Annotated in this window: 23 protein-coding genes; 7 read left to right on the top strand and 16 right to left on the bottom strand. The window is 52.6% G+C overall.

Features of this window, described 5'->3' with window-relative positions:
* The 12 genes from fabZ to rpsB form a co-directional block, all read right to left on the bottom strand.
* Positions 1–456, bottom strand: coding sequence for a 3-hydroxyacyl-ACP dehydratase FabZ (fabZ, locus tag ACLJQJ_RS16170; protein ID WP_000210741.1), 456 nt, complete (start codon positions 454–456; stop codon positions 1–3).
* A gap of 105 nt (positions 457–561) precedes the next feature.
* Positions 562–1,587 (bottom strand): UDP-3-O-(3-hydroxymyristoyl)glucosamine N-acyltransferase, encoded by a 1,026-nt coding sequence (gene lpxD / locus ACLJQJ_RS16165; RefSeq protein WP_023202553.1) that lies wholly within the window; start codon positions 1,585–1,587, stop codon positions 562–564.
* A gap of 3 nt (positions 1,588–1,590) precedes the next feature.
* The gene (gene skp / locus ACLJQJ_RS16160) at positions 1,591–2,076 is read right to left on the bottom strand and encodes a molecular chaperone Skp (RefSeq protein ID WP_000758966.1); all 486 of its coding nucleotides are present in this window, start codon (positions 2,074–2,076) and stop codon (positions 1,591–1,593) included.
* 122 nt (positions 2,077–2,198) lie between these two features.
* On the bottom strand, positions 2,199–4,631 hold the full coding sequence (gene bamA, locus ACLJQJ_RS16155; protein WP_001240931.1) for an outer membrane protein assembly factor BamA: 2,433 nt from the start codon (positions 4,629–4,631) through the stop codon (positions 2,199–2,201).
* A 31-nt stretch (positions 4,632–4,662) separates the two neighbouring features.
* On the bottom strand, positions 4,663–6,015 hold the full coding sequence (gene rseP, locus ACLJQJ_RS16150; protein ID WP_000949017.1) for a sigma E protease regulator RseP: 1,353 nt from the start codon (positions 6,013–6,015) through the stop codon (positions 4,663–4,665).
* A gap of 11 nt (positions 6,016–6,026) precedes the next feature.
* A complete protein-coding gene (gene cdsA, locus ACLJQJ_RS16145; RefSeq protein WP_000922422.1) occupies positions 6,027–6,884 on the bottom strand; it encodes a phosphatidate cytidylyltransferase in 858 nt (285 codons plus the stop codon).
* A gap of 12 nt (positions 6,885–6,896) precedes the next feature.
* Positions 6,897–7,655: a (2E,6E)-farnesyl-diphosphate-specific ditrans,polycis-undecaprenyl-diphosphate synthase gene (gene ispU, locus ACLJQJ_RS16140; RefSeq protein WP_000947413.1), complete on the bottom strand. Its 759-nt coding sequence runs from the start codon at positions 7,653–7,655 to the stop codon at positions 6,897–6,899.
* Between the two features lie 312 nt (positions 7,656–7,967).
* Positions 7,968–9,164 (bottom strand): 1-deoxy-D-xylulose-5-phosphate reductoisomerase, encoded by a 1,197-nt coding sequence (gene ispC / locus ACLJQJ_RS16135; protein WP_000811905.1) that lies wholly within the window; start codon positions 9,162–9,164, stop codon positions 7,968–7,970.
* A 141-nt stretch (positions 9,165–9,305) separates the two neighbouring features.
* Positions 9,306–9,863: a ribosome recycling factor gene (gene frr / locus ACLJQJ_RS16130; protein WP_000622423.1), complete on the bottom strand. Its 558-nt coding sequence runs from the start codon at positions 9,861–9,863 to the stop codon at positions 9,306–9,308.
* A gap of 146 nt (positions 9,864–10,009) precedes the next feature.
* Positions 10,010–10,735 carry a UMP kinase gene (gene pyrH, locus ACLJQJ_RS16125; RefSeq protein WP_000224567.1) on the bottom strand — a complete coding sequence of 242 codons (726 nt, stop codon included), beginning with the start codon at positions 10,733–10,735 and terminating at the stop codon, positions 10,010–10,012.
* Positions 10,736–10,879: 144 nt separating this feature from the next.
* Complete coding sequence (tsf, locus tag ACLJQJ_RS16120) at positions 10,880–11,731, bottom strand: translation elongation factor Ts (protein WP_000808106.1); 852 nt, start codon at positions 11,729–11,731, stop codon at positions 10,880–10,882.
* Positions 11,732–11,988: 257 nt separating this feature from the next.
* Positions 11,989–12,714 (bottom strand): 30S ribosomal protein S2, encoded by a 726-nt coding sequence (gene rpsB / locus ACLJQJ_RS16115; protein WP_000246886.1) that lies wholly within the window; start codon positions 12,712–12,714, stop codon positions 11,989–11,991.
* 450 nt (positions 12,715–13,164) lie between these two features.
* On the opposite strand from rpsB, the gene map reads away from it, so the two are divergent.
* The 3 genes from map to dapD all read left to right on the top strand — a co-directional run bounded on the left by map (position 13,165) and on the right by dapD (position 17,723).
* On the top strand, positions 13,165–13,959 hold the full coding sequence (gene map, locus ACLJQJ_RS16110; RefSeq protein ID WP_001018214.1) for a type I methionyl aminopeptidase: 795 nt from the start codon (positions 13,165–13,167) through the stop codon (positions 13,957–13,959).
* Positions 13,960–14,196: 237 nt separating this feature from the next.
* Positions 14,197–16,869 carry a bifunctional uridylyltransferase/uridylyl-removing protein GlnD gene (gene glnD, locus ACLJQJ_RS16105; protein WP_001094519.1) on the top strand — a complete coding sequence of 891 codons (2,673 nt, stop codon included), beginning with the start codon at positions 14,197–14,199 and terminating at the stop codon, positions 16,867–16,869.
* A 29-nt stretch (positions 16,870–16,898) separates the two neighbouring features.
* Positions 16,899–17,723, top strand: a complete 825-nt coding sequence (dapD, locus tag ACLJQJ_RS16100) for a 2,3,4,5-tetrahydropyridine-2,6-dicarboxylate N-succinyltransferase (RefSeq protein ID WP_001186673.1) — start codon at positions 16,899–16,901, stop codon at positions 17,721–17,723.
* Between the two features lie 36 nt (positions 17,724–17,759).
* Here dapD and ACLJQJ_RS16095 read toward each other — a convergent pair whose 3' ends face one another.
* Positions 17,760–19,061, bottom strand: coding sequence for an MFS transporter (locus tag ACLJQJ_RS16095; RefSeq protein ID WP_000017192.1), 1,302 nt, complete (start codon positions 19,059–19,061; stop codon positions 17,760–17,762).
* A gap of 246 nt (positions 19,062–19,307) precedes the next feature.
* Here ACLJQJ_RS16095 and ACLJQJ_RS16090 point away from each other — a divergent pair, with 246 nt between their 5' ends.
* Positions 19,308–19,694, top strand: a complete 387-nt coding sequence (locus ACLJQJ_RS16090; RefSeq protein ID WP_000272193.1) for a DUF3461 family protein — start codon at positions 19,308–19,310, stop codon at positions 19,692–19,694.
* 88 nt (positions 19,695–19,782) lie between these two features.
* Here the strand turns inward: ACLJQJ_RS16090 and cdaR are convergent, their stop codons facing one another.
* The 3 genes from cdaR to dgt form a co-directional block, all read right to left on the bottom strand.
* Positions 19,783–20,940 carry a DNA-binding transcriptional regulator CdaR gene (cdaR, locus tag ACLJQJ_RS16085; protein WP_000929420.1) on the bottom strand — a complete coding sequence of 386 codons (1,158 nt, stop codon included), beginning with the start codon at positions 20,938–20,940 and terminating at the stop codon, positions 19,783–19,785.
* Positions 20,941–21,092: 152 nt separating this feature from the next.
* Positions 21,093–22,520 carry a serine endoprotease DegP gene (degP, locus tag ACLJQJ_RS16080; protein ID WP_000753961.1) on the bottom strand — a complete coding sequence of 476 codons (1,428 nt, stop codon included), beginning with the start codon at positions 22,518–22,520 and terminating at the stop codon, positions 21,093–21,095.
* Positions 22,521–22,649: 129 nt separating this feature from the next.
* Positions 22,650–24,167, bottom strand: coding sequence for a dGTPase (gene dgt / locus ACLJQJ_RS16075; protein ID WP_063809424.1), 1,518 nt, complete (start codon positions 24,165–24,167; stop codon positions 22,650–22,652).
* An 84-nt stretch (positions 24,168–24,251) separates the two neighbouring features.
* On the opposite strand from dgt, the gene mtnN reads away from it, so the two are divergent.
* The 3 genes from mtnN to ACLJQJ_RS16060 are packed head-to-tail and all read left to right on the top strand — an operon-like array spanning position 24,252 to position 26,403.
* On the top strand, positions 24,252–24,950 hold the full coding sequence (gene mtnN, locus ACLJQJ_RS16070; RefSeq protein ID WP_000689822.1) for a 5'-methylthioadenosine/S-adenosylhomocysteine nucleosidase: 699 nt from the start codon (positions 24,252–24,254) through the stop codon (positions 24,948–24,950).
* Positions 24,943–25,743, top strand: coding sequence for a vitamin B12 ABC transporter substrate-binding protein BtuF (btuF, locus tag ACLJQJ_RS16065; protein WP_001118838.1), 801 nt, complete (start codon positions 24,943–24,945; stop codon positions 25,741–25,743). Before mtnN ends, btuF begins: the two co-directional genes overlap by 8 nt.
* Before the next feature lie 36 nt (positions 25,744–25,779).
* Entirely contained in the window at positions 25,780–26,403 is a 624-nt protein-coding gene (locus ACLJQJ_RS16060; RefSeq protein WP_000964234.1) for a TRIC cation channel family protein, read from the top strand.
* Positions 26,404–26,465: the final 62 nt, after the last annotated feature.

Below are 26,465 nucleotides of genomic sequence, written 5' to 3'. Positions count from 1 at the left end.
TCAGGCCTCCCGGCTACGAGCACACATCATGGTTGCTTCGCACACGACTTTACCGTCGACCAGCGCAACCCCTTTAAAGCGGGTCAGGCCACGGCGCGTTTTCTCGAAAGTGACTTCCATGATCATCTGATCGCCTGGCACCACCGGACGCTTAAAGCGCGCTTCATCAATACCCGCGAAATAATACAGTTCGCCAGGTTCCAGTTTACCAACGCTTTTAAACGCCAGAATACCGGTTGCCTGCGCCATCGCTTCCAGAATCAGCACGCCTGGCAAAATCGGTTTGCCCGGGAAGTGTCCCTGGAAAAACGGCTCGTTGACGGAGACATTTTTCACCGCACGCAGAAAACGACCTTCTTCAAAGTCCAGCACGCGATCGACCAGTAAAAACGGAAAACGGTGCGGCAGAAGCTCTAAAATCTCTTCAATCTGCAGAGTATGAGTGTTAGTAGTCAAAATACTCTTCCTGTCCAAATATACAAAAAGGCAATAATAACACGGCCTGCCGCAATCGTATGAATGTGACAGGCCGGAAAAGAATGGCAACTACAAGGCAGAACGTTAGTCTTGTTGATTAACCTTGCGCTCAATCGCTTTGAGACGCTTGCTCATATCATCAATGTTCATCACCAGTGCAGCAGTTTTACGCCATACTTTGTTGGGTTGCAGCGGAATGCCTGAGGAGTAGACGCCCGGTTCCGTGATGGGACGCATCACCATACCCATGCCAGTTACCGTGACTTTGTCGCATATTTCCATATGCCCATTGATCACGCTGGCGCCGCCAATCATGCAGTAACGGCCAATCTTCAGGCTACCCGCCATAATGACGCCACCGGCAACTGCCGTATTGTCGCCAATCACGACGTTATGTGCAATCTGGCACTGATTATCAATAATCACGCCATTGCCAATAACAGTATCATCCAACGCGCCACGGTCAATGGTGGTACAAGCGCCGATCTCGACACGATCGCCAATAATGACCCGGCCCAGTTGTGGGATCTTCACCCAGTTGCCACGATCGTTAGCGTAGCCAAAACCGTCCGCGCCGATCACCGTACTGGACTGGATCAGGCAATTCTCACCGATCTGAATGTCGTGGTAAATCGTTACGTTCGCCCACAAGCGTGAACCCGCCCCGATTTTGCTATTTTTTCCGACGAAACAGCCTGCGCCGATAACCACGTTATCGCCCAGTTGTACGCCAGATTCAATCACCGCATTCGCGCCGACTGAAACATTGCTACCCAGCGTTGCCGTCGCATCAATCACGGCGCTTGGCGCGATATTCTGCGCGGGCTGCGGCGTAGTATCTAAAATTTGCGCCATGCGCGCGTAGGCCAGGTAGGGATTTTTAACTACCAGCGCCGCGCTCTTGGCAAAAGGAAGATCGTCCTGCGTCATGACAACCGCAGAAGCCTGGCACAAACCTAAGTGTTCACGGTACTTAGGATTTACCATAAACGTAATGTGGCCTGTTGTTGCAGATTGCATGGACGCAACGCCGGTGATGACGATATCGCCATCACCGTGTAATTCTGCATCCAACTGTTCTGCTAAGTCAGCCAGTCGAATTGAAGGCATTACTTATTTAACCTGTTTCAGTACGTCAGCGGTGATGTCTTTCACATCGCTGCTGTTGTAAGCAACGGTGTTTGCGTCTACCACCAGATCGATACTCTGGTCGTTAGCCACTTTTTTCACCGCAGTCTGGATACGAGTCACCAGTTTGTTGCGTTCTTCGTTGGAACGACGAGCGCGATCTTTCTCAAAAGCCTGCGCTTTTTGTGCGAAAGTCTGGCGCTGAGACATCACGTCTTTTTCCAGCTTAGTACGATCGCTACCTGCTTTCATGGATTGCAGACGCTGCATTTTAGATTGCAGATCGGTTTCCATTTTTTGCAGTTCAGCCGCACGGCCTTTAAATTCGTTTTCCAGTGTATTGGATACACCCGTCTTCTGCGCAACCTGTTGGAACAGATTACCCATGTTGACGATTGCAATTTTGTCAGCAGCCTGTGCGGACGTTACCATCGCCAAACCAAGACCTGCAGCTAATAACCACTTTTTCACAATAAACTCCTTACCATCCCATTTGCACCCGAAGGTACAGCTCTTTGCGTGGCCTGGCGATCCCTGGGGGCATCGCCAAAAGTCATCGCTACACTACCAATGCATTCCTTTGCAGTGAACAATTACCAGGTTTTACCAATGTTAAACTGGAACTGCTCGGCTTTGTCTCCATCGTACTTTTTAAACGGCTGGGCGTAGGAGAAGACCAACGGCCCCAATGGGGACATCCATTGTAATGCGATACCCGCGGACATACGGATGTTGCTCGGATCGCTGTAGTCCGGATAACCAGAATACTGGCTGGAATCCCAGTTAGTATCCCAGACGGTCCCCATATCCCAGAAGAAAGAAGTACGGACCGAATTAGCATATTTCTCGCTGATAAACGGCGTCGGCGTGATAAATTCCAGGCTGGCGACCGCCATCGCGTTCCCCCCTACCGCATCATCCGACTTACACATATCTTTTGCGCCGTCCTGCGTCGCGCAATCGTAGTCTTCATCAGCATCGTAATTTTTAGGGTTATAGGGATAATAGACCGCCTTAGGACCAATGGTATTGGACTGGAAGCCACGAACGGTACTGGAACCACCGGCATAGAAGTTCTCATAGAACGGCATTTCTTTACCGCCTAAACCATCGCCATAACCAAAGCGGGTACGGCCCAGAATGACCCACTTATGATCGTTATCGATCGGTACATAGGTCGCGGTATCCAACGTCGCTTTATAGTATTCGTTATCCGATCCCGGAATCGTCACCTTACCCGTCAGGTTGATACGCGTACCTTCCGTCGGGAAGTAACCACGGTCTAGTTTGTTGTAGGTCCAGCCGTAGTTAAAGGTGAAGTCATCAGTGCTAAAACTATTATCCTGATCATTAGTACTCGGATACTGACCCATTGATGCCAGATAACGCCACATTGCAACCTGCGGTTCCATATTGGACAGGGAGTTATGCACATACCCTAAACCAGCACGCAACGTGTTGTACTCGTTGATGGGGAAGCCAAGCGTCACGTCCGTACCGTAGCTCTTGTTGGTATAGTCGGACAGGTCTGCATCGTCCGCCTGGAAGTCGTTATAGAAGATACGACCACCGAGGCTCACGCCGTCAACGGTAAAGTATGGGTTAGTAACGGACAGTTCGCTGTAGGTCTGGTAGTCGTTTTTGGTACCGTTAATCCCCACGGAATAACCGGTACCTAACCAGTTGTCCTGCTGAACGCCGGCCTGGAAGCTAACGCCGCTTTCTGTACCGTAACCGATACCGAAGTTAAAGCTACCGGTGTTGCGCTCTTTTACCTTGTACACCACATCAACCTGATCCGGGCTACCCGGAACGCGCTGCGTGTCGGTGTCGACGGTTTCAAAGAAGCCGAGACGGTTCAGACGCTCTTTCCCCTGGTCAACCAGGTCGCTGCCCAGCCACGCCCCTTCCATCTGGCGCATTTCACGGCGCAGAACGGAATCTTTTGAGGTGTCGTTGCCTTCAAAGCGGATCTTACGCACGTAGAAACGGTTGCCCGCATCGACGTTTACGCGCAGTTTTACGGTTTTGTCAGCATCGTTAATTTCAGGCTGTGACTGCACGCGCGGATAGGCGTAACCATAGCGACCCAGAAGCTTTTTGATGTCATCTTCCATTTTGGTCACTTTGGTGCCGTTATAGAGCTCGCCCGGTTCAATTTTCGTCAGTTTCTCAATTTCAGCGGAATGTCCGGCCAGGTTACCGCTCACCTGAACCCCGGAAAGCTTGTACTGATCGCCTTCGGTGATATTGACGGTGATGTAGATCCCTTTCTTATCCGGCGTCAGACTCACTTGCGTGGAGTCAATATTGAAACGCGCGTAGCCGCGATCCAGATAGTAGCTGCGCAAGGTTTCAAGGTCGCCCGCCAGCTTCTGTTTCTGGTATTTACGATCGCCGACGACGTTCCACCACGGCACTTCGTCACGCAACTGGAAATGAGAAATGAGTTCTTCGGTGCTAAAGGCATGGTTACCGACGATGTTGATCTGTTGGATCTTCGCCGATACGCCCTCCTGGAACACCAGTTTAAGATCAACACGGTTGCGCGGCAGCGGCGTGACGACCGCCTTAACGCTGGCGCTGTATTTACCTACGCTATAGTAAAAGTCTTCCAGACCTTTTTCGATATCAGACAGCGTGGTGCGATCCAGAGACTCGCCAACACGTACGCCAGACGCTTCGAGGTTTTGCTTGAGCATGTCATCTTTCACCGACTTGTTCCCGGAGAAAGTGATGCTGGCAATGGTCGGACGTTCTTTTACCTGAACCAGAAGGGTATTACCATCGCGCAGGACGCGGACGTCCTCAAAGTTGCCGGTGGCGAACAGAGCGCGAATGGTGTTACTGATATCTTCATCATTAACCGTGTCGCCTGTGCGCACCGGCATACTGAGGAGAGCCGCACCAACGGCGACTCGCTGCAGGCCTTCGAAATGAATGTCCTTCACTACGAACCCTTCAGCACCGTATACGGTGGCGCTGCTGAACAGCAGCGACGCTATGAGCAACTTTTTCATCGCCATCGTTATTATGCGTTCTTCCTAACTAACTCTCTTACAACCGAGAGAAATCATTGAAAAGTGCAAGCCCCATTAACAACACCAGCAAAATCGAGCCAATGCGATAACTAAAGTCTTGAACCCGCTCGGATACCGGCCCGCCCTTAAGCTTTTCAATCGCCAAGAACAGCAGATGACCCCCGTCAAGAACGGGCAGCGGAAACAGGTTAATTATCCCTAAGTTCACGCTGATTAGCGCAAGGAACATCAGGTAATAAATCACCCCGAACTCCGCTGACATCCCAGCCCCCTGAGCGATAGAAATCGGCCCACTGAGGTTGTTCAGTTTCACATCACCGGTTATCAATTTACCCAGCATACTGACCGTCAGCTTCATCAACTGCCACGTCTTATCCGTGGCTTCGAGGATGGCGCTAAAAGGCCCATACTGGCGTATAGTCTTGTACTCTTCCGGCAGAGGAATAATTTTAGGCACCACGCCTGCAAACCCTTCCGCCTTTCCGTTAACCGATTTCGTATCCGGCGTTAACGTCAACGACAAGGCGCTCCCCTGCCTTTCAATCTCTAACGCTAACGGCTTACCGGGATTATCGCGTACAAACGTCACGAATTTCATCCACTGCGTTAACGGCTGACCATCGACTTTAACGATCCTGTCGCCTGCTTGCAAACCCGCTTTACTGGCTGCGGAATTCGCCTGCACTTCTGACAGTACCGGTTCAATCTGTGGCCCGCGGGGCCGAATCCCTAAAGAAGATACAGGATCTTGCTTATCAGGCTCAAATGCCCAGTGACGTAAATCAAGCGTTTTGTCCTGCCGCTGGTCGCTACCAAACGGCGCGACGCTCACCGTCGTCTGCTGATCGCCAATTTTGGACACCAGTTGTAAACGCACGGCATCCCAATCAGGGGTTTCGATACCATCAACGGCTTTAAGTTCCGTACCAGGCGCAATTTGCGCCTGCGCAGCAATCGAGTTGGGCGTTATTTCGCCAATGACCGGACGAACGCCAGGGACGCCGATGATAAAGACCAGCCAGTAAGCAAAGATAGCAAAAATGAAGTTCGCAACCGGACCTGCGGCAATAATTGCGGCGCGCTGGCCCACCGTTTTGTTATTGAAGGCGTGACGACGCAATTCCGGCGCTACCGGTTCGGCGCGTTCATCCAGCATTTTGACGTAGCCGCCCAGCGGGATCAGGGCGATGACATACTCGGTGCCGTACCGATCGGTACGACGCCAGAGCGCTTTGCCAAAACCGATGGAAAAGCGCTCAACTCGCACACCGCAGCGCCGGGCAACCCAGAAATGACCAAATTCATGCACAGTGATCAGCACGCCCAGTGCGATGATGAATGCAGCCAGATTCCAGAGAATACTCAGCATAAAACCTTCCGTTAGAGCGTCCTGAACACCAGTAACAACAGGCAAGCAAAGACCGGTACGGCAGCCGTCAGGCTGTCAATTCGGTCCAGAATGCCGCCATGGCCTGGAATCAAGTGGCCGCTATCCTTAATTCCTGCTTCGCGCTTAAACATACTCTCAGTGAGGTCGCCCAGTACAGAAGCCAGAGCCGCCACCACAGAGCAAATCAGCAAGATAACAGGCGCAACATTCAGATTCGCCCACATACCGTAACCCCATGAGATCACGGCAGCCGTAGCAAGCCCGCCGATAAACCCTTGCCAGGTTTTACCCGGGGAAACCTTCGGCGCCAGCTTATGTTTGCCAAACAATTTACCAAACATATACGCGCCAGAGTCCGCTCCCCAGACCAGGATCATGACATAGAGTAGCCATATTGCGCCACTGTAATGATTCTCGTCATAGTGCCAGGCGCGCAGCGCCAGCATTCCCCAGAAAAATGGCACAATAGTTAACAAACCGAAAATGAGACGCAATGTTTTTGAGTTGCGCCAGATTGCCGCCGAACCGGGATAAAATAGCACCAGCAGTAGCGCGACAACCCACCATCCTAACGATGCCCAAAGCGACATCTCAACCAGCGGTTGACGAATGTTGTGATGATACTCAGGCAACAAAAATAGCATCAGCGCCAATAACAGACCACACAGCACCGCCAGCCAAACCCGCTGTGAACGCGCGGCGAAACCGCTTAACTGTCCCCATTCCCACGCGGCCAGCATACAGACAACCAGCGTAATAATAGCGAACCCCACCGGCGGCAATAAAAAAAGCGCAGCGATGACCGCGGGTATTAACACAAAAGCAGAAATCAGGCGATACTTCAGCAAAAGCAACCCCCATCAGGCTTTGTCATCACCAGGCTCGGTACCGCCGAAACGACGCTCTCGATTAGCAAAGGCATGCAGCGCACCTTCAAAGTCTTGTTCATCGAAATCGGGCCAAAGAACATCCGTAAAGTAAAGTTCGGCATAGGCAATTTGCCAAAGCAAAAAGTTACTAATGCGATGCTCTCCCCCAGTCCTAATTACTAAATCCACAGGCGCCAGCTCATGCATACAGATTTGCTGGCCTAGTCTCTCTTCATCAATCTGATCGGGGCGCAGCACTCCAGCCTGCACCTGTTCCGCCAGTTGTCGGACTCCCTGGACAATATCCCAACGTCCGCCGTAATTCGCAGCGATATTCAGCGTTAGCCCCGTATTATGGGCGGTAAGCGCTTCTGATTTGCGAATACGTTCTTGTAAACGTGAGTTGAATCGGCTGATATCGCCGATAATACGCAGGCGAACGTTATGGCGGTGCAGGCTTTTGACTTCGCTATCCAGCGCCCACACAAACAGCTCCATTAACGCGCTCACTTCCTGCGCCGGTCGGTTCCAGTTTTCACTACTAAAGGCATACAGCGTTAACGCATCAATACCGTTATTGGCAGCAAAAGAGACCGCTCGCCGGACGGACTTCGCCCCGGCTTTATGCCCAAAGGCCCGGATCTTCCCTTGCTTTTTCGCCCAGCGACCATTGCCATCCATAATTATTGCAACATGACGGCAGCCATGCGCTGGCAAATTTTCGCTTACTGGTTGAGTTGCAGACAACATAACGCGTTTTTTGTCCCTGAAAGGATTTAGCGGTACTCAGGAATACTGAAGCCTTTATACACATTCTCTTCGGTTCGCTTCGCGGATGACCGCGCGTCATCGCCCCTGTCGTGCGCTGTCTGCGCACGCCGGGAACGTACTCGCCTGCCGTCCCGATGCGTCCTGAATGATTTTGTGTATCCACAAAAAAGCCGTGTAAAACCACGGCTAACCTGACCGAAAAAAGCCAAAAACCTGCGATCAGGTGGCGCAGACTATATCACCGAAGCCCAACGCTAACAAATAGCACGATCTTCTGTCGCGGGATAATCGTCAGCGTGAGAGCCGTATCACTTGTTTTCTGGCTACTTCACGCGCGATGGCGTCAACCTGCAATACGTCCTCAACGCTTGCCGGTTCCTGTAAATCCATCCTCTCCAGCACCGCTAAATTGAGCCCGGCGATATCGGTAAAACGAATCTGTTGCGCCAGAAACGCGGCAACGGTGATTTCGTTTGCCGCATTGAGCGCCGTCGTTGCCGCCTGACCTTGCTCAAACGCCTCCATCGCCAGCTTCAGGCACGGATAACGCTGATAATCTGGCGCGCTAAACGTCAGCGCGCTGAGTTTGCAAAAATCAAGCGGCTGCGCGCCGGACGTGACGCGATTCGGCCATGCCATCGTATGCGCAATAGGCGTACGCATGTCAGGTTCTCCAAGCTGCGCCAGGACGCTGCCGTCCTGATAACGCACCATCGAATGAATGACCGATTGCGGATGGATCAACACTTCCATCTGACGTGCGCTGGCATTAAATAACCAACGCGCTTCAATGTATTCCAGACCTTTATTCATCATGGTGGCGGAGTCGACGGAGATTTTTCGCCCCATCGACCAGTTCGGATGACGACATGCCTGATCCGGCGTCATCGCTGCCAGATCGCACATTGGCGTTTCACGAAACGGGCCACCAGACCCGGTAAGCAAAATCGACGTTACGCCATTTTGCTCAAGGTCAGCGTATCCCAGATTATGCTGAATAGATTGCGGCAAACTCTGAAAAATCGCGTTATGTTCGCTATCGACGGGTAAAAGCCGGGCGTTGCTGCGTTTTACTTCGTCCATAAACAGCCGCCCGCAGGTCACCAGCGATTCTTTATTCGCCAGCAGAATCGTCTTCCCTGCGCGAATCGCCGCCAGGGTCGGCAGTAAACCAGCCGCGCCCACAATGGCCGCCATCACATGCCCGACCTCATCAAGCGCCGCCATCTCACAGGCAGCCTGCTGACCGCTCAGAACCTCGGTGCGGCTGCCATGCTGCTGAAGCATTATTTTGAGCTGTTCTGCGCTCGACGTATCGTCCATCACGGCATAACGCGGCGAGAACTCCAGGCACTGCTCCGCCATGCGGGCGACATTTTTACCCGCCACCAGCGCGATAACGCGGAAGCTATCAGGATTATGGCGCACCACGTCCAGTGTGCTGCAACCAATAGAGCCGGTCGAGCCCAGAATGGTTAATTGCTTCATGAAACGTCCAGAAGTGTTGAAACGGAATAAAAAGCAAAACGCCGCACAGGAGACCTGATAATGTCTTCTGCGCGGCGCTTTGTACACCACTCATCCGCCAGGTTTAGCGGTGGAATGAGTTTATATCTGCGTACAGATCAATCAGAACTGCATCAGTTCTGCTTCTTTATCTGCCAACGCCGCATCAACTTTCTTAATTGCCGCGTCGGTCATTTTCTGTACTTCTTCCTGAGAGCGACGATCGTCATCTTCACTGATCGCTTTATCTTTCAGCAGAGCTTTTACTTTATCGTTCGCATCACGGCGGACGTTACGAACGGCGACACGCGCCTGCTCCGCTTCGCCACGGACAATTTTCGTCAGATCTTTACGACGTTCTTCGGTCAGCGGCGGCAGCGGAACGCGAATGTCGGTGCCCGCAGAGCTTGGATTCAAACCGAGGTCTGACGCCATGATCGCTTTTTCAACGGCTGGCCCCATAGAACGGTCAAACACGTTAATTTTTAAGGTACGGGAGTCTTCTACCGTTACGCTTGCCAACTGGCGCAGCGGGGTCGGAGTGCCATAGTATTCTACGACAATACCATCCAGCAGGCTGGGAGAAGCACGACCCGTGCGCACTTTGCTGATTTGGGTTTTGAACGCTTCAACGCATTTTTCCATGCGTACTTCAGCATCTTTTCTGATATCGCTAATCACGTTACGAATCCTTGAAAACTAGTCTCAGTCAGACCAGACGGTCACACAATACAAAGATGTGCTAAGTATAGTCTCGTTTAATTTCTGCCAGGTAATAAGACCCGTCAATAGAACAGAATCTTACCCGTATTTGGCGCTCACGGGAATTATTCCGTGATTAACGTCCCTTCTTTTTCGCCCATCACCACACGACGCAGCGCGCCTGGTTTGTTCATGTTGAAAACACGAATCGGCAGTTTGTGGTCACGAGCCAGCGTGAACGCCGCCAGATCCATCACTTTCAGCTCTTTATCCAGCACTTCGCTGTAGGTCAGCTGATCGTACATGGTCGCGGAAGGATCTTTTGCCGGATCGGCAGTGAATACGCCATCCACTTTGGTCGCTTTCAGTACGACATCCGCTTCAATTTCGATCCCGCGCAGACAGGCCGCAGAGTCGGTAGTGAAGAACGGGTTACCCGTACCTGCAGACAGAATCACAACACGGTTATTACGCAGCAGGCTAATCGCCTCGGCCCAACTGTAGTTGTCGCACACGCCGTTTAAAGGAATTGCCGACATCAGGCGGGCGTTCACATAGGCGCGGTGAAGCGCATCACGCATTGCCAGGCCGTTCATGACGGTGGCCAACATGCCCATGTGGTCGCCCACAACGCGGTTCATCCCCGCTTTTGCCAGACCCGCGCCACGGAACAGGTTACCACCGCCAATCACCACACCAACCTGAATACCCAGTTCAACCAGTTCTTTGATCTCCTGAGCCATACGATCCAGTATGCTTGCATCAATACCGAAGCCTTCCGTACCCTGCAGAGCTTCGCCGCTTAATTTAAGCAGAATGCGTTTATAGACGGGTTTTGCATTGGTAGCCATGTTTCTTTCCTGAGACTGTCAACGATTGATATGAGTTAATTCCGGCGACATTGTACGTCGCATTTCAGCGCAGACGCCAGGCGTCGGCTGATTTTACAAGAGAGGCGCAAAAAGAAGCCGCCCTCAGGCGGCTCCTCAGGAAAATCAGGACTGCTTAGACATCGCAGCAACTTCTGCTGCAAAGTCAGTCTCGACTTTCTCAATGCCTTCGCCCACTTCAAAGCGGATGAAGCCAGTCACGTCAGCGTTGTGCTCTTTCAGCAGTTGGCCAACAGATTTGCTCGGTTCCATGACGAAAGGCTGACCAGTCAGAGAAACTTCGCCGGTGAATTTCTTCATGCGGCCTTCAACCATTTTCTCTGCGATTTCTTTCGGCTTACCGGACTGCATCGCGATGTCCAGCTGTACCTGGTACTCTTTCTCTACCACGTCAGCAGACACGTCTTCCGGCTTAACGAATTCCGGCTTGCTTGCCGCAACGTGCATCGCCAGCTGCTTAACCAGCTCTTCGTCAGCGCCTTTAGCGGCAACCAGAACGCCGATGCGCGCACCGTGCTGGTAAGAACCCAGAACGTCGCCTTCCAGGGAAGCGACGCGACGAATGTTGATGTTCTCGCCGATTTTCGCTACCAGAGCAACACGCTCTTCTTCGAACTGCGCTTTCAGGACTTCTACGTCAGTGATTTTGCCAGCAACAGCGGCGTCCAGCACTTTGTCAGCAAATGCCTGGAAGCCAGCATCTTTAGCCACGAAGTCAGTCTGGCAGTTAACTTCCAGAATGAAAGCGACGTTGCCGTCGATTTTGGTTTTGATTACGCCGTCAGCAGCCACGTTGCCTGCTTTTTTCGCCGCTTTGATAGCGCCGGACTTACGCATGTTTTCGATTGCCAGCTCAATGTCGCCATTCGCTTCAGTCAGCGCTTTTTTGCAATCCATCATGCCTGCGCCGGTACGCTCACGCAGCTCTTTTACCAGGGATGCGGTAATTTCAGCCATTCTAAAATCCTCGAAAGATTTGATCTGCCCGGCATCAAACCGCACAGATATAAAAGTGAAAAAGGGGGCCATATACAGGCCCCCTAACCAAACGTGATACTACCTGGTCTATAAGGGCTCTCCCCTTCATATTTCGAGCCGCAGGCGCGTTGCCTTCACTCGCTCATCCCGGTCACTTACTGATGTAAGCTCCCGGGAATTCTCGAGCTTGCCGCCTTCCTGCAACTCGAACTATTTTAGGGAGTTATCAAGCCTTATTACTCGGCTTCTACGAAGCTTTCTTCCGCCTGGGAAGCCAGATCCTGAGAACGGCCTTCACGAACGGTTGCAGCGACAGCGCCCAGGTACAGGCTAACAGCACGGATTGCGTCATCGTTACCCGGGATAACGAAGTCAACGCCGTCCGGATCAGAGTTGGTATCAACGATAGCAAATACCGGGATACCCAGGTTGTTCGCTTCTTTGATAGCAATGTGCTCGTGGTCAGCATCGATAACGAACAGAGCGTCCGGCAGACCGCCCATGTCTTTGATACCGCCCAGGCTGTTTTCCAGTTTCTCAAGCTCACGAGTACGCATCAGCGCTTCTTTCTTGGTCAGCTTTTCGAAAGTACCGTCCTGAGACTGAGTTTCCAGGTCTTTCAGACGTTTGATGGACTGACGAACTGTTTTCCAGTTAGTCAGCATACCGCCCAGCCAGCGATGGTTCACGAAGAACTGGTCGCAGCTGTTAGCAGCTTCTTTCACCGCTTCGCTTGCAGCGCGTTTAGTACCAACGAAAAGGATTTTACCTTTACGAGCAGAGATCTTGTTCAGTTCAGCCAGAGCTTCGTTGAACATCGGTACAGTTTTCTCAAGGTTGATGATGTGAACTTTGTTACGCGCGCCGAAGATGAAAGGCTTCATTTTCGGGTTCCAGTAACGGGTCTGGTGACCAAAGTGAACACCAGCCTTGAGCATGTCGCGCATGGAAACAGTTGCCATGATTTAAAACCTCTATAGATTAAGTTGGGGTTATGCCTCCACGTATCCCATATTACCGACCCCAAAGGGCACCCCGGAATATGTGCCGATACGTGTGTGTTGTTACACAAAGTGAGATTTGTCGCTCCCGTCCATCGTGTGTAGTCTTCGAATGGATCGGAAGTCCGGCGCGCTTTATACCACAAATACGCCACCGACACCAATAATTGTTGGCACTCAGTGCTGAATTGAACGATGAATTTCGTGTTACAAGCAGGCGGCAAATTTTTGCATCCCCGAGAGCTTACGGCCAGTAAGTGACTGGGGTGAAAAAATGTCGCCAACGCACCTGTGGCACGAAAGGCGAAGTTCAGAATGATTCTCAATTTGGCAGGGGACACCCCTGACTGATACCATTGTCAGCACTTACACAATTATTGCCGAAATAATCGACACTGCTGGACACTATCCATGGCTATCTCTATCAAGACATCTGAAGACATCGAAAAAATGCGCGTCGCGGGCCGTCTGGCAGCCGAAGTGCTGGAAATGATCGAACCGTATATCAAACCGGGCGTCACCACCGGCGAACTGGACCGTATCTGTAACGATTACATCGTTAACGAACAACACGCGATCTCCGCCTGCCTCGGCTACCACGGCTATCCGAAATCCGTCTGTATCTCTATTAATGAAGTGGTGTGCCACGGCATTCCGGATGACGCTAAACATCTGAAAGATGGTGATATCGTCAACATCGACGTGACCGTGATTAAAGATGAATTCCACGGCGATACCTCGAAGATGTTTATCGTCGGCAAACCGACCATTCTGGGCGAGCGTCTGTGCCGCGTCACGCAAGAGAGCCTGTATCTGGGCATCAAAATGGTGAAACCGGGCATCCGCCTGCGCACCATTGGCGCCGCCATCCAGAAATATGCCGAAGGCGAAGGTTTCTCCGTGGTACGTGAATACTGCGGACACGGTATTGGTCGCGGCTTCCATGAAGAACCGCAGGTGCTGCATTATGATGCAGACGATGGCGGCGTCGTGTTGCAGCCTGGCATGACCTTTACCATTGAACCGATGCTGAACGCCGGGGATTACCGTATCCGCACCATGAAAGACGGCTGGACGGTAAAAACCAAAGACCGCAGCTTGTCTGCTCAGTACGAGCATACTATTGTGGTAACGGAAAACGGCTGTGAAATTCTGACGCTGCGTAAAGATGACACCATCCCGGCGATCATCACACACGACGAATAATGTTTTGCCTGATGGCGATGCCTTCGCATCTTATCAGGCCTACAAATTACACCTTTACTCAAAATCATTCGAGTTGCCTCAAGGCGGCAAGAGAGTGAATCTTCAGGAGCGTACATAAGTACGTGACTGGAGTGAACGAGCGCAGCCAACGTAGAAGCAACTTGAAGGATGAAGAGTAAATACGTAGGCCGGATAAGGCGTTCACGCCACCATCCGGCTTTTTAATGGGTGGCGCATATGAATACTCTTCCTGAACAGCACGCGAATACCGCACTCCCCACCCTCCCTGACCAGCCGCAAAACCCTGGCGTCTGGCCGCGCGCTGAACTGACCGTCGCCGGTATCAAAGCCCGCATCGACATCTTTCAACACTGGCTGGGAGAGGCATTTGACAGCGGCATTTGTGCTGAACAGCTTATTGAAGCCCGAACCGAATTTATCGACCAGTTATTGCAACGCCTGTGGATTGAGGCCGGTTTCGGTCAGATTGCCGATCTGGCGCTGGTCGCCGTCGGCGGCTATGGACGCGGCGAACTGCATCCGCTTTCCGATATTGATCTGCTCATTTTAAGCCGCAAAAAGCTGCCTGATGAACAGGCGCAAAAGGTCGGCGAGCTGCTGACTTTACTTTGGGACGTCAAGCTGGATGTCGGGCATAGCGTACGTACGCTGGAAGAGTGTCTGCTGGAAGGTCTGTCTGATTTAACCGTTGCGACAAACCTCATCGAAACGCGCCTGCTGATCGGTGATGTCGCTCTGTTTCTGGCACTACAAAAACATATTTTCAGCGAAGGTTTTTGGCCGTCCGACAAATTTTACGCCGCCAAAGTAGAAGAGCAGAACCAGCGCCACCAGCGCTATCACGGTACCAGCTATAATCTGGAGCCGGATATTAAAAGCAGCCCCGGCGGCCTGCGCGATATCCATACGTTACAGTGGGTCGCCCGACGTCACTTCGGCGCTACCTCGCTCGATGAGATGGTGGGATTCGGCTTTTTAACCCCGGCTGAGCGCGCGGAGCTCAACGAGTGCCTGCATATCCTGTGGCGCATTCGCTTTGCGCTACATCTGGTGGTCAGCCGCTACGATAACCGCCTGCTGTTCGACCGCCAGTTAAGCGTTGCTCAACGCCTTAACTACAGCGGCGAGGGCAATGATCCGGTTGAGCGGATGATGAAAGACTACTTCCGGGTTACGCGCCGGGTGAGCGAACTCAATCAGATGCTGCTTCAGCTATTTGACGAGGCGATTCTGGCGCTGCCTGCGGATGAAAAACCACGTCCTGTTGACGATGAGTTTCAACTGCGCGGCACGCTTATTGATCTGCGTGACGACACGCTGTTTATCCGCGAACCGCAAGCGATCCTGCGCATGTTTTATATGATGGTGCGCAATAGCGCGATCACCGGCATTTACTCTACGACATTACGCCACTTGCGCCACGCCCGCCGCCACCTGAGCCAACCGCTATGTTACATCCCGGAGGCACGCACTCTGTTTCTTAGTATGCTGCGCCATCCCGGCGCGGTCAGCCGCGGCCTGCTGCCCATGCATCGCCACAGCGTACTGTGGGCTTATATGCCGCAGTGGTCGCACATCGTCGGACAAATGCAGTTTGACCTGTTCCACGCATACACGGTGGATGAACACACCATCCGCGTAATGCTCAAACTGGAGAGCTTTGCGAAAGAAGAGACGCGCCAGCGCCATCCGCTATGCGTCGATCTCTGGCCGCGGCTTCCCCATCCGGAACTGATCCTGATCGCCGCGCTGTTCCACGATATTGCGAAAGGACGCGGCGGCGACCATTCCGTACTGGGCGCGCAGGATGTACTCACCTTCGCCGAACTGCACGGTTTGAACTCACGCGAAACGCAACTGGTCGCGTGGCTGGTGCGCCAACACCTGCTAATGTCAGTCACCGCCCAGCGCCGCGACATCCAGGATCCGGAAGTCATCAAGCAGTTTGCCGAAGAGGTGCAAACCGAAACACGGCTGCGTTTTCTGGTCTGCCTGACCGTCGCGGACATCTGCGCGACCAACGAAACCTTGTGGAATAGCTGGAAACAGAGCCTGCTGCGCGAGCTGTACTTCGCCACTGAAAAACAGCTCAGGCGTGGAATGCAAAATACGCCGGATATGCGTGAGCGCGTGCGTCACCATCAGCTTCAGGCGCTGGCGCTGCTGCGAATGGACAATATTGATGAAGCCGCGCTGCACAAAATCTGGACCCGCTGTCGCGCTAACTATTTTGTTCGTCATAGTCCAAATCAGCTCGCCTGGCACGCACGCCATTTATTGCAGCACGATCTGCGCCAACCGTTAGTGTTGCTCAGTCCGCAGGCCACGCGCGGTGGAACCGAAATTTTTATCTGGAGTCCGGACAGACCCTATCTGTTTGCCGCCGTCTGCGCCGAGCTGGACAGGCGTAATTTAAGCGTCCATGACGCGCAGATCTTTACCACTCGCGACGGCATGGCAATGGATACGTTTATCGTTCTGGAACCAGACGGCAGCCCGCTGGCGGCGGATCGCCATGACGTTATTCGCACCGGTCTTGAACAAACCATTACGCAGCGTAGCTGGCAGCCGCCGCAGCCGCGTCGGCAACCGGCAAAGTTACGGCACTTTACGGTCGAAACGGAAGTCAATTTTCTGCCCACCCATACCGACAGAAAATCATTCATGGAATTGATCGCGCTCGATCAACCTGGTCTGCTGGCCAGGGTCGGACAAATTTTTGCCGATCTGGGAATTTCGCTTCATGGCGCCCGAATTACAACCATTGGTGAACGAGTAGAAGATTTATTCATAATCGCCACAGCGGATCGGCGCGCACTTAATAATGTGCTGCAACTTGAGGTGCAACAACGGTTGACAGCGGCCCTCAATCCAAACGATAAAGGGTAGTGTGTTTATTTATATGAAAGAGTTTAACAATGCAGCAGCTACAGAACGTTATTGAGACCGCTTTTGAGCGCCGCGCCGATATTACGCCGGCTAATGTAGATACCGTGACCCGAGAGGCGGTAAACCAGGTCATTTCTCTACTTGATTCCGGCGCGCTGCGTGTCGCAGAAAAAATCGACGGTCAGTGGGTCACTCACCAGTGGTTGAAGAAAGCGGTTCTGCTCTCTTTCCGTATTAACGATAACCAGGTTATCGACGGTGCGGAAAGCCGCTACTTCGATAAAGTCCCGATGAAATTCGCTGATTACGACGAAGCGCGTTTTCAGAAAGAAGGCTTCCGCGTCGTTCCGCCTGCGGCCGTTCGTCAGGGCGCATTTATCGCCCGCAACACCGTGTTGATGCCGTCTTACGTTAACATCGGCGCCTACGTTGACGAAGGCACCATGGTTGACACCTGGGCGACGGTGGGTTCCTGCGCGCAGATTGGTAAAAATGTTCACCTTTCCGGCGGCGTAGGTATCGGCGGCGTACTGGAGCCGTTGCAGGCTAACCCGACCATCATTGAAGACAACTGCTTTATTGGCGCGCGTTCTGAAGTCGTGGAAGGCGTCATTGTCGAAGAAGGTTCCGTCATTTCCATGGGGGTATACCTCGGCCAGAGCACCAAAATCTACGATCGCGAAACCGGTGAAGTTCACTATGGCCGCGTACCGGCGGGCTCCGTGGTCGTTTCCGGCAACCTGCCGTCAAAAGACGGCAAGTACAGTTTGTACTGCGCGGTGATCGTGAAAAAAGTCGACGCCAAAACGCGTGGTAAAGTGGGCATTAACGAATTATTGCGCACTATTGATTAAGCGAGTGAAAAGTGGGGGCGACAGCCCCCCTTTGCATTACGGCGAATGCGGTAACACGGTTTCCGGCGCAATCTTTGCCGCAAACGCCGAAGCCAGCGCAGTCAAAACGACATAACCGGCAACCAACGTCCAACTGTTATCATAGACTGCGCTTAACGCTTTAGCGATAAACGGCGTGAATCCCCCTGCCACAACCGCCCCCAACTGAGCGCCAATTGATGAACCGCTGTAGCGTACAGGCGGATGAAACAGTCCGGCGAAAAAAGAAGGTTGCACGGCATTCAGTGAATTATGACCAATGTTAATAAGCAGAACGTAGCCCATTGTCATCAGTATGAGCGAACGGCTTTCCAGCAGCCAGAAAAAGGGAAAAGCCATTGCCGCGACAAAAAGCGCGCCGAAAATATACACCTGACGGCAGCCACGCCGATCCGACATAATGCCAAATAGCACGTGCATGGGATACGCCAGCAGACAGGTGAACATTACAATGTACAGAATAGTCAGGCTGGCAATCCCAAGCTGCGTCGTCGCCCAGGAAACCGCGAAGACGGTAGCAAGAAAAAAGGGAACGCTTTCCGCAAAACGCAGAATTATAATCAGCAAAATGCTGCGCCATTGTTCTCGTACTACTTTGACCACCGGCCTTTCTTCTCTTTGCTGCCTATGATTAATGGCCTGCTGCTTTTTAAACGCACGGAAGACAGGCGTCTCATCCAGACGATGACGCATATATAATCCAGGCAACACCAAAAGCGCACTGAGCAGAAAAGGAATACGCCATCCCCACGATAACAACGCCTCCTTCGGTAATTGGGTCACGACTATAAATACGCCTGTCGCCAATAATTGTCCCGTGAGTCCTCCTGTTTGCGATAGCGCGCTTAACCGCCCCCGGTGCTTTCCAGCAGCATATTCCACGACCATCAACATGGCGCCCCCCCATTCGCCTCCAACCATAAATCCCTGTAGAAAACGCAGAATAACCAGTAAAGCCGGCGCCAGCGCGCCAATACTGGCGTAAGAAGGCAGGCAACCGATGAGAAACGTGACCGCGCCCATCCCCCCTAACGTGATTAATAACGTGTTTTTACGCCCAAGCGTATCTCCCCTGTTGCCAAAAAATAGCGCGCCCAGCGGCCGGGAGATAAATCCCACGCCGAAACTGGCAAAAGAAGATAACGTTGCAGTCAATGGGCTGGCGCCAGGGAAAAAAAGCGGGCCAAATACCAGCGCGCTTGCCAGGCCGTATAATAGAAAATCATAATATTCAATGGAGTTTCCTATCCAGGCGGAAACCACCACCCGGCGAATAGTAGCATTATACGTTCCGGACATAGACTCCGCCTCTCAAGGTTATCGACCACTACCTCCGGTCAATTTCCCACACTGACCTCAAACGCTTTCTCTATAAACGGAATATCGCGTTGAATTACTTAAGCTATCAATAACCGCCGCCCTTTTGCTCATGACGTTGCCGAGACGTCTTCTGCGATCAACCGCGCTTTTTTTGTATACACTGGTGGCGAAAAACCAATTTTTCGTTAATTATTCAAAAGTTATAGTGTGATGAAGGATACCGCTATGTATGACAATCTAAAAAGTCTGGGCATTACCAATCCTGAGGAAATCGATCGTTACAGCCTGCGGCAAGAAGCCAATAACGATATCCTGAAAATCTATTTTCAAAAGGATAGAGGTGAATTCTTTGCTAAAAGCGTGAAGTTTAAGTATCCACGCCAGCGTAAAACGGTGGTGGCCGATGGCATCGGTCAGGGTTATAAAGAAGTACAGGAGATTAGCCCTAATCTACGCTATGTGATTGACGAGCTGGACCAAATCTGCCAGCGCGACCGCTCAGAACTCGATCTCAAACGTAAGATCCTCGACGACTTGCGCCATCTGGAAAGCGTCGTCGCGAATAAGATCAGTGAAATCGAAGCCGATCTGGACAAGCTTACCCGTAAGTAAGTTGTGTGTTGCCGGATGGCGACGTGTTACGCCTTATCCGGCCTACAGATATATCCCCGTAGGCCTGATAAGCGTAGCGCCGCCGGGCTTAACGCTGTTCATCCAGTTGTAGCGCCACATACAGCAACAGCCGATCGTCAAAATTTCCCAAATCCAGCCCGGTCAGTTCCGAAATACGATTTAGCCGATATTCCAGCGTGTTACGATGAATAAACAGCGCCTTAGAGGTCGCCAGCGGCTGGACATTATGGCGAAACCACGCCGTCAGCGTCCGACGTAATAACCCGTTGTTATCCATCGCTTTGAGTTTTACCAGCGGGCGCGCCAGCTCATTGGCCTGCCAGCCGCCACGCAGGCTATCTAACAGAACCGGCAGCATCAAATCCTGATAAAAATAGCTGCGGCTCTCTGGCATCCGCTGTTTGCCGACCATCATCGTGGTGCGCGCCGTGCGGTATGAGCGTGCAATACTGCCCGGCCCGGTAAAGTAATTGCCCAGCGCCACGCGAAAACGTAGCTGACCATTCTCTTTCATTCGCGAGATAAGCTGCTCTACGCGCTTACGATGATCTTCAGCATCCCAGCGACCAAACGAGTTTAAGGCGGGTTTGAGCACCACCATCTCGGTGAGAGAAACAATGGCTATCAGGTTGTTACGCTCCGGCGTGGTAAGCGCATTCTGCAACTGCTGAAGTTCCGCCATTGCGCTATCGACGCCAAGCTGGCCGCTGTCGACTTCCACCACCGCCGCCACACGCGGCTGGTTCAAATCGATCCCCAAACGCTGCGCCCATTCCACCAGCGCCGGCGTATTTTCTTCGGCCTGAATCAGGTTCATCACCAGCTCTTCGCGCAAACGGCTATCCTGCGCCAAAAGGTGCATTAACCGCGACTGCTCCAGCATCATTTCGGCAGTCATACACACCAGTTCACCATATTTACGCAGGTGCTCTGGTTCGCCGGTGAGGCCGATCACGCCGACAATTTCGCCCTCAAGGCGTAAGGGAAGATTAATCCCCTGACGCACCCCGTGCAGGTGTCGCGCCACGGCGTCGTCGATATCCACAACCCGGCCCTGCGACAGCACTAACAGCGCGCCTTCGTGCAATTCACCAATACGTTCCCGATCGCCGCTGCCGATAATGCGCCCGCGGGCATCCATTACGTTGATATTGGTATCGATGATGCGCATAGTGCGCGCCACGATATCCTGCGCCATTTTGGTATCAAGATGCCAGCCAGCCATAAATCCCTCCTGTGAGCAGAGCACAAGCATAAGGAAGATGACAGGTCTCGACATTGTGCAAATGCACAAAACGGTGCAAATAAGTATGGAGTTGTGGGGGGTTTCACAGAAAAGGGTTGCCCCCTTCCATGGCGGAAGGGGGACAAAGGTGATTACTGCATCAGCAAATAAATAGAACTATCACCACGCTGAATATTCAGCGCCAGAACCGACGGCTTGCTGTCGAGAATCTTACGCAGCTCGGCGATATTTTTCACCGGCTGCTGGTTAGCGCCGATAATCACATCGCCTTTTTTGAGGCCAATTTGCGCGGCGGGTGAATTCGCTTTCACGCTGCTCACCACAACGCCTTTATCCTGGCCTTTATTGCTCATTTCAGCGCCTTCAATCCCGCTGAAGATGGTGCTGGAATCAACCTGACTCTGGCTGCTCTGCTGCAATTCCAGATTAACCGTAATCGCTTTACCTTCACGCAGCAGACCGAGGCTGATTTTGCTGCCGACCGGCATAGTGCCGACCTGAGCGCGCAGCGCCGCAAAACTGCTGATCGGTTTACCGTTCAGCGAGGTAATGACATCCCCGGCTTTGATACCCGCTTTCGCCGCGGACGAATTCGGCATCACCTGGCTGACGAACGCGCCACGCTGGGCATCGACTTTCATCGCTTTCGCCAATTCGGAATTCAGCTCAGTCCCCATGATCCCCAGTTCGCCGCGTTTCACCTGGCCGTATTCCACCATCTGCGACGTCAGGTTTTTCACCATGTTACTGGGGATAGCGAAGCCAATACCGATGTTGCCGCCGTCCGGCGCCAGAATCGCGGTGTTAATACCGATCAGCTCACCGTTCAGGTTCACCAGCGCGCCGCCGGAGTTACCGCGGTTAATCGCGGCGTCGGTCTGAATAAAGTTCTCGTAATTTTCTACGTTCAGGCCGCTACGCCCCAGCGCCGAAACGATACCTGACGTCACCGTTTCGCCCAGACCAAACGGGTTACCAATAGCGACGGTATAATCCCCCACGCGCAGCGCGTCGGAGTCCGCCAGCTTAATCGCCGTCAGGTTCTTCGGATTCTGAATTTGAATCAGCGCGATATCAGAACGCGGATCTTTGCCCACCACTTTAGCATCGAATTTACGCCCATCGCTAAGCTGTACTTTAATCACGCTGGCGTTATCAACCACGTGGTTGTTGGTGACGACGTAGCCCTTCGCGGCGTCAATAATTACGCCAGAGCCCAGCGCCATGAATTTCTGTTGTTGACCGCCGTTGCCGCCGCTACCGCCGCCCTGGCAGAACGGAGAATTCTGGAACGGAGAACCGTCCTGGCAGAACGGGGAGTCATCGCCAAAGAACTGCTGGAAATTACGCGGCATACGCGGCGTATTCACCGTGGTGCTACCTTCTACATTAATACTGACCACCGATGGCATCACTTTTTCGAGCATCGGTGCCAGGCTTGGCATCTGCTGGGCAGTCATTGCTGAAGAGGACGTTTCAGCCGCCGTGGCAGACAGAGGCGACAATGCCAAACCTAAACTCAGAGCCAGTGCACTCATTGCTAATGTGGTTTTTTTCATGTGTTTCAATCTCGATTAACAGGTAACGCAAAATTGCTGTGTACGTCAGATTCATTTTATAACGCGAAGTTCCGGAATAAAGTTTCTGGAAAAAGTAAAAATTTATTGTCCATCTTTACAAAAGTCCATTTACTGTTCGACCGCCATCAAACGCCGATATTCATCCCATGCGTAAAGGTCAGTCATCCCGCTGATATAATCCTGAATCAACCGACAGCGATAATAATATTCCAGTACCGGGTACTCCGCCGAATCCGTGGGTAATTTACTGACGACTTCCACGTAGGCCAAACGATGCCGCGTAGAAAGTTTCTGAAATAAGCGCGATTCTATGGGGAAGCGTTTCAACCGTTCTTTTTCCACCAGCTCGCGAAAGTCGTTAAGCGACAGGCTTAATAGCGGCTGATAGATATCTAATAATCCGCTGATCACCCGGTATCCCTGTAGTTCAAGCTGTTCTACATCCGGATGGCTAAACACATGTTCAACCGCCACATTCTTATAGAGTTCAAGCAGGCGGCTAAAACCGCTGGCATCTTCCAGCAACGCCTGATTGAAGGTACCAGCAAAAATCTGCGGCAAATTATCAATAAAACGCTGAGCGGCATAGGGCACCAGTTTATTTAATGTATTTACCCGTAAATACATAAAAAACTGATCTTCGGTACTGCGGCTTAATGTATTGGCGAGTGATTTTTCCCACGCATTTCCTACCACCAGCTCAAACAGCGAATCCTTCTCATGGTGGCCCCACGCGTGATATAAATGATGATAAAGCTGCTCAACGCTAAAGATTCTTTTCTCTACCGCGTCTTCAAGATCGGCGACACAATAAGAAATATCATCTGCGGCTTCCATAATCCACGTTAATGGAAAGCGACTGTAAGGCGCTAACTGAAGTTCTTTACGTAACCTCGCAATATACTTCTCTTCAGAAAGATAATAGCCCGGTTTCTTCATTAAATAGCGATGGGAATCCGGCACCGGCCCTCGCCACCATGCCGGACGGGTATATTTTAAAATTCCGCCAACCTGCGCCCAGGTAAGATTCATCCGCATGAGCGTATGCACCAGACGAATTCCCTGTGCATTGCCTTCAAAATGGCAGATATCCTGACGTACCTTGCGGCGAATATCGTTCAGATTTTCTTCGCCTTCCTGTAACCGTAGCGAGGAAACCACACAGCGATCATGCGTGAGCGGCTGACTTTCCGCATCTTCCGGATGCAGCCGCTGACGAAACCAGTCATTGATCGCCGCCTCGCCAAAATGACCAAACGGCGGATTACCGATGTCGTGCATCAGGCAGGCCATTTCTACAATACTTTCAAAGGGACCGGTCAGCGCATCCAGACCGTACTCCTCCAGCCGGTTTTGCTCTTTCAGACGGCTTAAAATCTCTTTCGCGATATAACGCCCTACCTGCTGCACCTCCATCGAATGCGTCAGGCGAGTACGCACTGCGGCATTGCGCTCCAGCGGGAAAACCTGCGTTTTTTGCTGCAAACGGCGTATAGCCGGAGAGTTGATAATCCGCCCGCGATCGCTTTCAAAAATCCGCAGGATCTCATGTTCCGTCTTTACGCCCTGCGGTGAACGATAACGACGATGCCAGTTAATTTTATTTCGGAAATCGATCGATGCCATATCCTCTCCCCGCCTGAGAAATGCGCTTCCCCATAAGCGCATGATAAACTATGCCCCCAAAACTGACTTATCGCGAGTAAATCTATGAAAATCGGCATCATTGGCGCAATGGAAGAAGAAGTTACGCTGCTGCGTGACAAAATTGACAACCGTCAGACGATTACGCTGGGCGGCTGCGAAATTTACACTGGCCAGTTGAACGGCACCGAAGTGGCGTTGCTGAAATCCGGTATCGGTAAAGTCGCGGCGGCGCTGGGCGCAACATTGCTTCTGGAGCACTGCAAGCCGGACGTGATCATCAATACCGGTTCCGCAGGCGGTCTGGCGTCCACGCTGAAGGTCGGCGATATCGTCGTCTCTGACGAAGCGCGTTACCACGACGCTGATGTGACCGCTTTCGGCTATGAATACGGGCAATTACCGGGTTGTCCGGCCGGATTTAAGGCCGATGACAAACTGATCGCCGCCGCGGAATCCTGCATCAGGGAGTTGAATCTGAACGCGGTACGCGGCCTTATTGTTAGCGGCGACGCGTTTATTAACGGCTCCGTCGGGCTGGCGAAAATTCGGCATAACTTCCCCGACGCGGTCGCCGTAGAGATGGAAGCCACCGCTATCGCCCACGTCTGCTATAACTTCAACGTGCCGTTCGTGGTGGTACGCGCTATTTCTGACGTGGCCGATCAGCAATCGCACCTCAGCTTTGACGAATTCCTCGCGGTTGCGGCGAAACAGTCGACTCTGATGGTCGAAACGCTGGTACAGAAACTGGCGCATGGCTAAGCAAATGTTCAGGGCGCTGGTCGCCCTGCTGCTTACGCTCCCGGTGTGGCTTTACGCTGCGCCGCGCGTCATTACCCTCTCTCCCGCCAATACGGAGCTCGCTTTTGCCGCCGGGATTACGCCCGTTGGCGTCAGCAGCTATTCCGACTACCCGCCCGAAGCGCAAAAAATAGAACAGGTCTCTACCTGGCAGGGAATGAATCTGGAACGCATTGTGGCGCTGAAGCCGGATCTGGTCGTCGCCTGGCGCGGCGGTAATGCGGAACGCCAGGTAAACCAACTGACGTCATTAGGTATTAAGGTCATGTGGGTGGACGCGGTAAGCATCGAACAGATCGCCGACACGCTCCGTCAACTGGCCGCCTGGAGCCCGCAGCCGGAAAAGGCTCAGCAGGCAGCGCAGACATTGCTAAACGAGTACGCCGCACTCAACGCCGAGTATGCCGGTAAAGCTAAAAAGCGCGTCTTTCTTCAGTTTGGCATGAATCCTCTGTTTACCAGTGGTAAAGGGTCTATTCAACATCAGGTTTTGACGACCTGCGGCGGAGAAAACGTCTTTGCTGACAGCCGCGTGCCGTGGCCGCAAGTCAGCCGTGAACAGGTGCTGGCAAGGCATCCCCAGGCCATTATCGTGGCCGGAAAAGCGGGCGAAATTCTCAAAATTGAACAATACTGGGGAAACCTGTTAAAAATTCCGGTTATTCCGCTTAACAGCGACTGGTTTGAACGCGCAAGCCCGCGTATTATCCTCGCCGCAAAACAACTCTGTAATGCGCTTTCACAGGTGAATTAGAGCCTGTCTTACCAGGCTCCCAGTGGGGATTCGACAATGCTCGTCTATTGGCTGGATATTGTAGGCACGGCTGTATTTGCTATCTCTGGCGTGTTGCTGGCCGGGAAATTACGTATGGACCCGTTCGGCGTCCTGGTGCTCGGCGTCGTTACTGCCGTCGGCGGCGGGACAATCCGCGATATGGCGCTGGATAACGGCCCGGTATTCTGGGTTAAAGATCCTACCGATCTGGTCGTCGCCATGGTCACCAGTATGCTGACCATCCTGCTGGTTCGCCAGCCAAGACGTCTGCCGAAATGGATGTTGCCGGTACTGGATGCGGTCGGGCTGGCGGTGTTTGTCGGCATTGGGGTGAATAAAGCCTTCCTCGCTGAAACGGGGCCATTAGTGGCTGTCTGTATGGGCGTGATTACCGGCGTCGGCGGCGGGATTATTCGCGATGTTCTGGCACGCGAGATCCCCATGATCCTACGCACCGAAATCTATGCCACGGCCTGTATTATCGGCGGGATTGTTCACGCCACCGCGTTTTATACGTTTTCAGTACCGCTGGAAAGCGCCAGCATGATGGGTATGGTGGTCACGCTGTTCATTCGGCTGGCGGCCATTCGCTGGCATTTGAAATTGCCGACGTTTGCACTGGATGAAAACGGACGTTGATATTGTTTTGCCCGATAGCGCTACGCTTATCGGGCCTGGAACATCTTTCCTGTCGGCCGGAT

This window comes from Salmonella sp. SAL04202, assembly GCF_046550775.1.
In the GTDB taxonomy this organism is placed as follows: Bacteria; Pseudomonadota; Gammaproteobacteria; order Enterobacterales; family Enterobacteriaceae; genus Salmonella; species Salmonella enterica.
Note: the sequence above shows the minus strand (reverse complement) of the source record. Positions and strands in the feature narration are given on the sequence as shown.

What these genes read in the sequence shown, in the direction of transcription:
- bamA (WP_001240931.1), bottom strand. Translation starts at nt 4,631, where the DNA reads ATGGCGATGAAAAAGTTGCTCATAGCGTCGCTGCTGTTCAGCAGCGCC.
- dapD (WP_001186673.1), top strand. Translation starts at nt 16,899, where the DNA reads ATGCAGCAGCTACAGAACGTTATTGAGACCGCTTTTGAGCGCCGCGCC.
- pyrH (WP_000224567.1), bottom strand. Translation starts at nt 10,735, where the DNA reads ATGGCTACCAATGCAAAACCCGTCTATAAACGCATTCTGCTTAAATTA.
- mtnN (WP_000689822.1), top strand. Translation starts at nt 24,252, where the DNA reads ATGAAAATCGGCATCATTGGCGCAATGGAAGAAGAAGTTACGCTGCTG.
- cdaR (WP_000929420.1), bottom strand. Translation starts at nt 20,940, where the DNA reads ATGGCTGGCTGGCATCTTGATACCAAAATGGCGCAGGATATCGTGGCG.
- ispU (WP_000947413.1), bottom strand. Translation starts at nt 7,655, where the DNA reads ATGTTGTCTGCAACTCAACCAGTAAGCGAAAATTTGCCAGCGCATGGC.
- rpsB (WP_000246886.1), bottom strand. Translation starts at nt 12,714, where the DNA reads ATGGCAACTGTTTCCATGCGCGACATGCTCAAGGCTGGTGTTCACTTT.
- rseP (WP_000949017.1), bottom strand. Translation starts at nt 6,015, where the DNA reads ATGCTGAGTATTCTCTGGAATCTGGCTGCATTCATCATCGCACTGGGC.
- ispC (WP_000811905.1), bottom strand. Translation starts at nt 9,164, where the DNA reads ATGAAGCAATTAACCATTCTGGGCTCGACCGGCTCTATTGGTTGCAGC.
- lpxD (WP_023202553.1), bottom strand. Translation starts at nt 1,587, where the DNA reads ATGCCTTCAATTCGACTGGCTGACTTAGCAGAACAGTTGGATGCAGAA.
- tsf (WP_000808106.1), bottom strand. Translation starts at nt 11,731, where the DNA reads ATGGCTGAAATTACCGCATCCCTGGTAAAAGAGCTGCGTGAGCGTACC.
- degP (WP_000753961.1), bottom strand. Translation starts at nt 22,520, where the DNA reads ATGAAAAAAACCACATTAGCAATGAGTGCACTGGCTCTGAGTTTAGGT.
- btuF (WP_001118838.1), top strand. Translation starts at nt 24,943, where the DNA reads ATGGCTAAGCAAATGTTCAGGGCGCTGGTCGCCCTGCTGCTTACGCTC.
- map (WP_001018214.1), top strand. Translation starts at nt 13,165, where the DNA reads ATGGCTATCTCTATCAAGACATCTGAAGACATCGAAAAAATGCGCGTC.
- ACLJQJ_RS16060 (WP_000964234.1), top strand. Translation starts at nt 25,780, where the DNA reads ATGCTCGTCTATTGGCTGGATATTGTAGGCACGGCTGTATTTGCTATC.
- ACLJQJ_RS16090 (WP_000272193.1), top strand. Translation starts at nt 19,308, where the DNA reads ATGTATGACAATCTAAAAAGTCTGGGCATTACCAATCCTGAGGAAATC.
- ACLJQJ_RS16095 (WP_000017192.1), bottom strand. Translation starts at nt 19,061, where the DNA reads ATGTCCGGAACGTATAATGCTACTATTCGCCGGGTGGTGGTTTCCGCC.
- glnD (WP_001094519.1), top strand. Translation starts at nt 14,197, where the DNA reads ATGAATACTCTTCCTGAACAGCACGCGAATACCGCACTCCCCACCCTC.
- dgt (WP_063809424.1), bottom strand. Translation starts at nt 24,167, where the DNA reads ATGGCATCGATCGATTTCCGAAATAAAATTAACTGGCATCGTCGTTAT.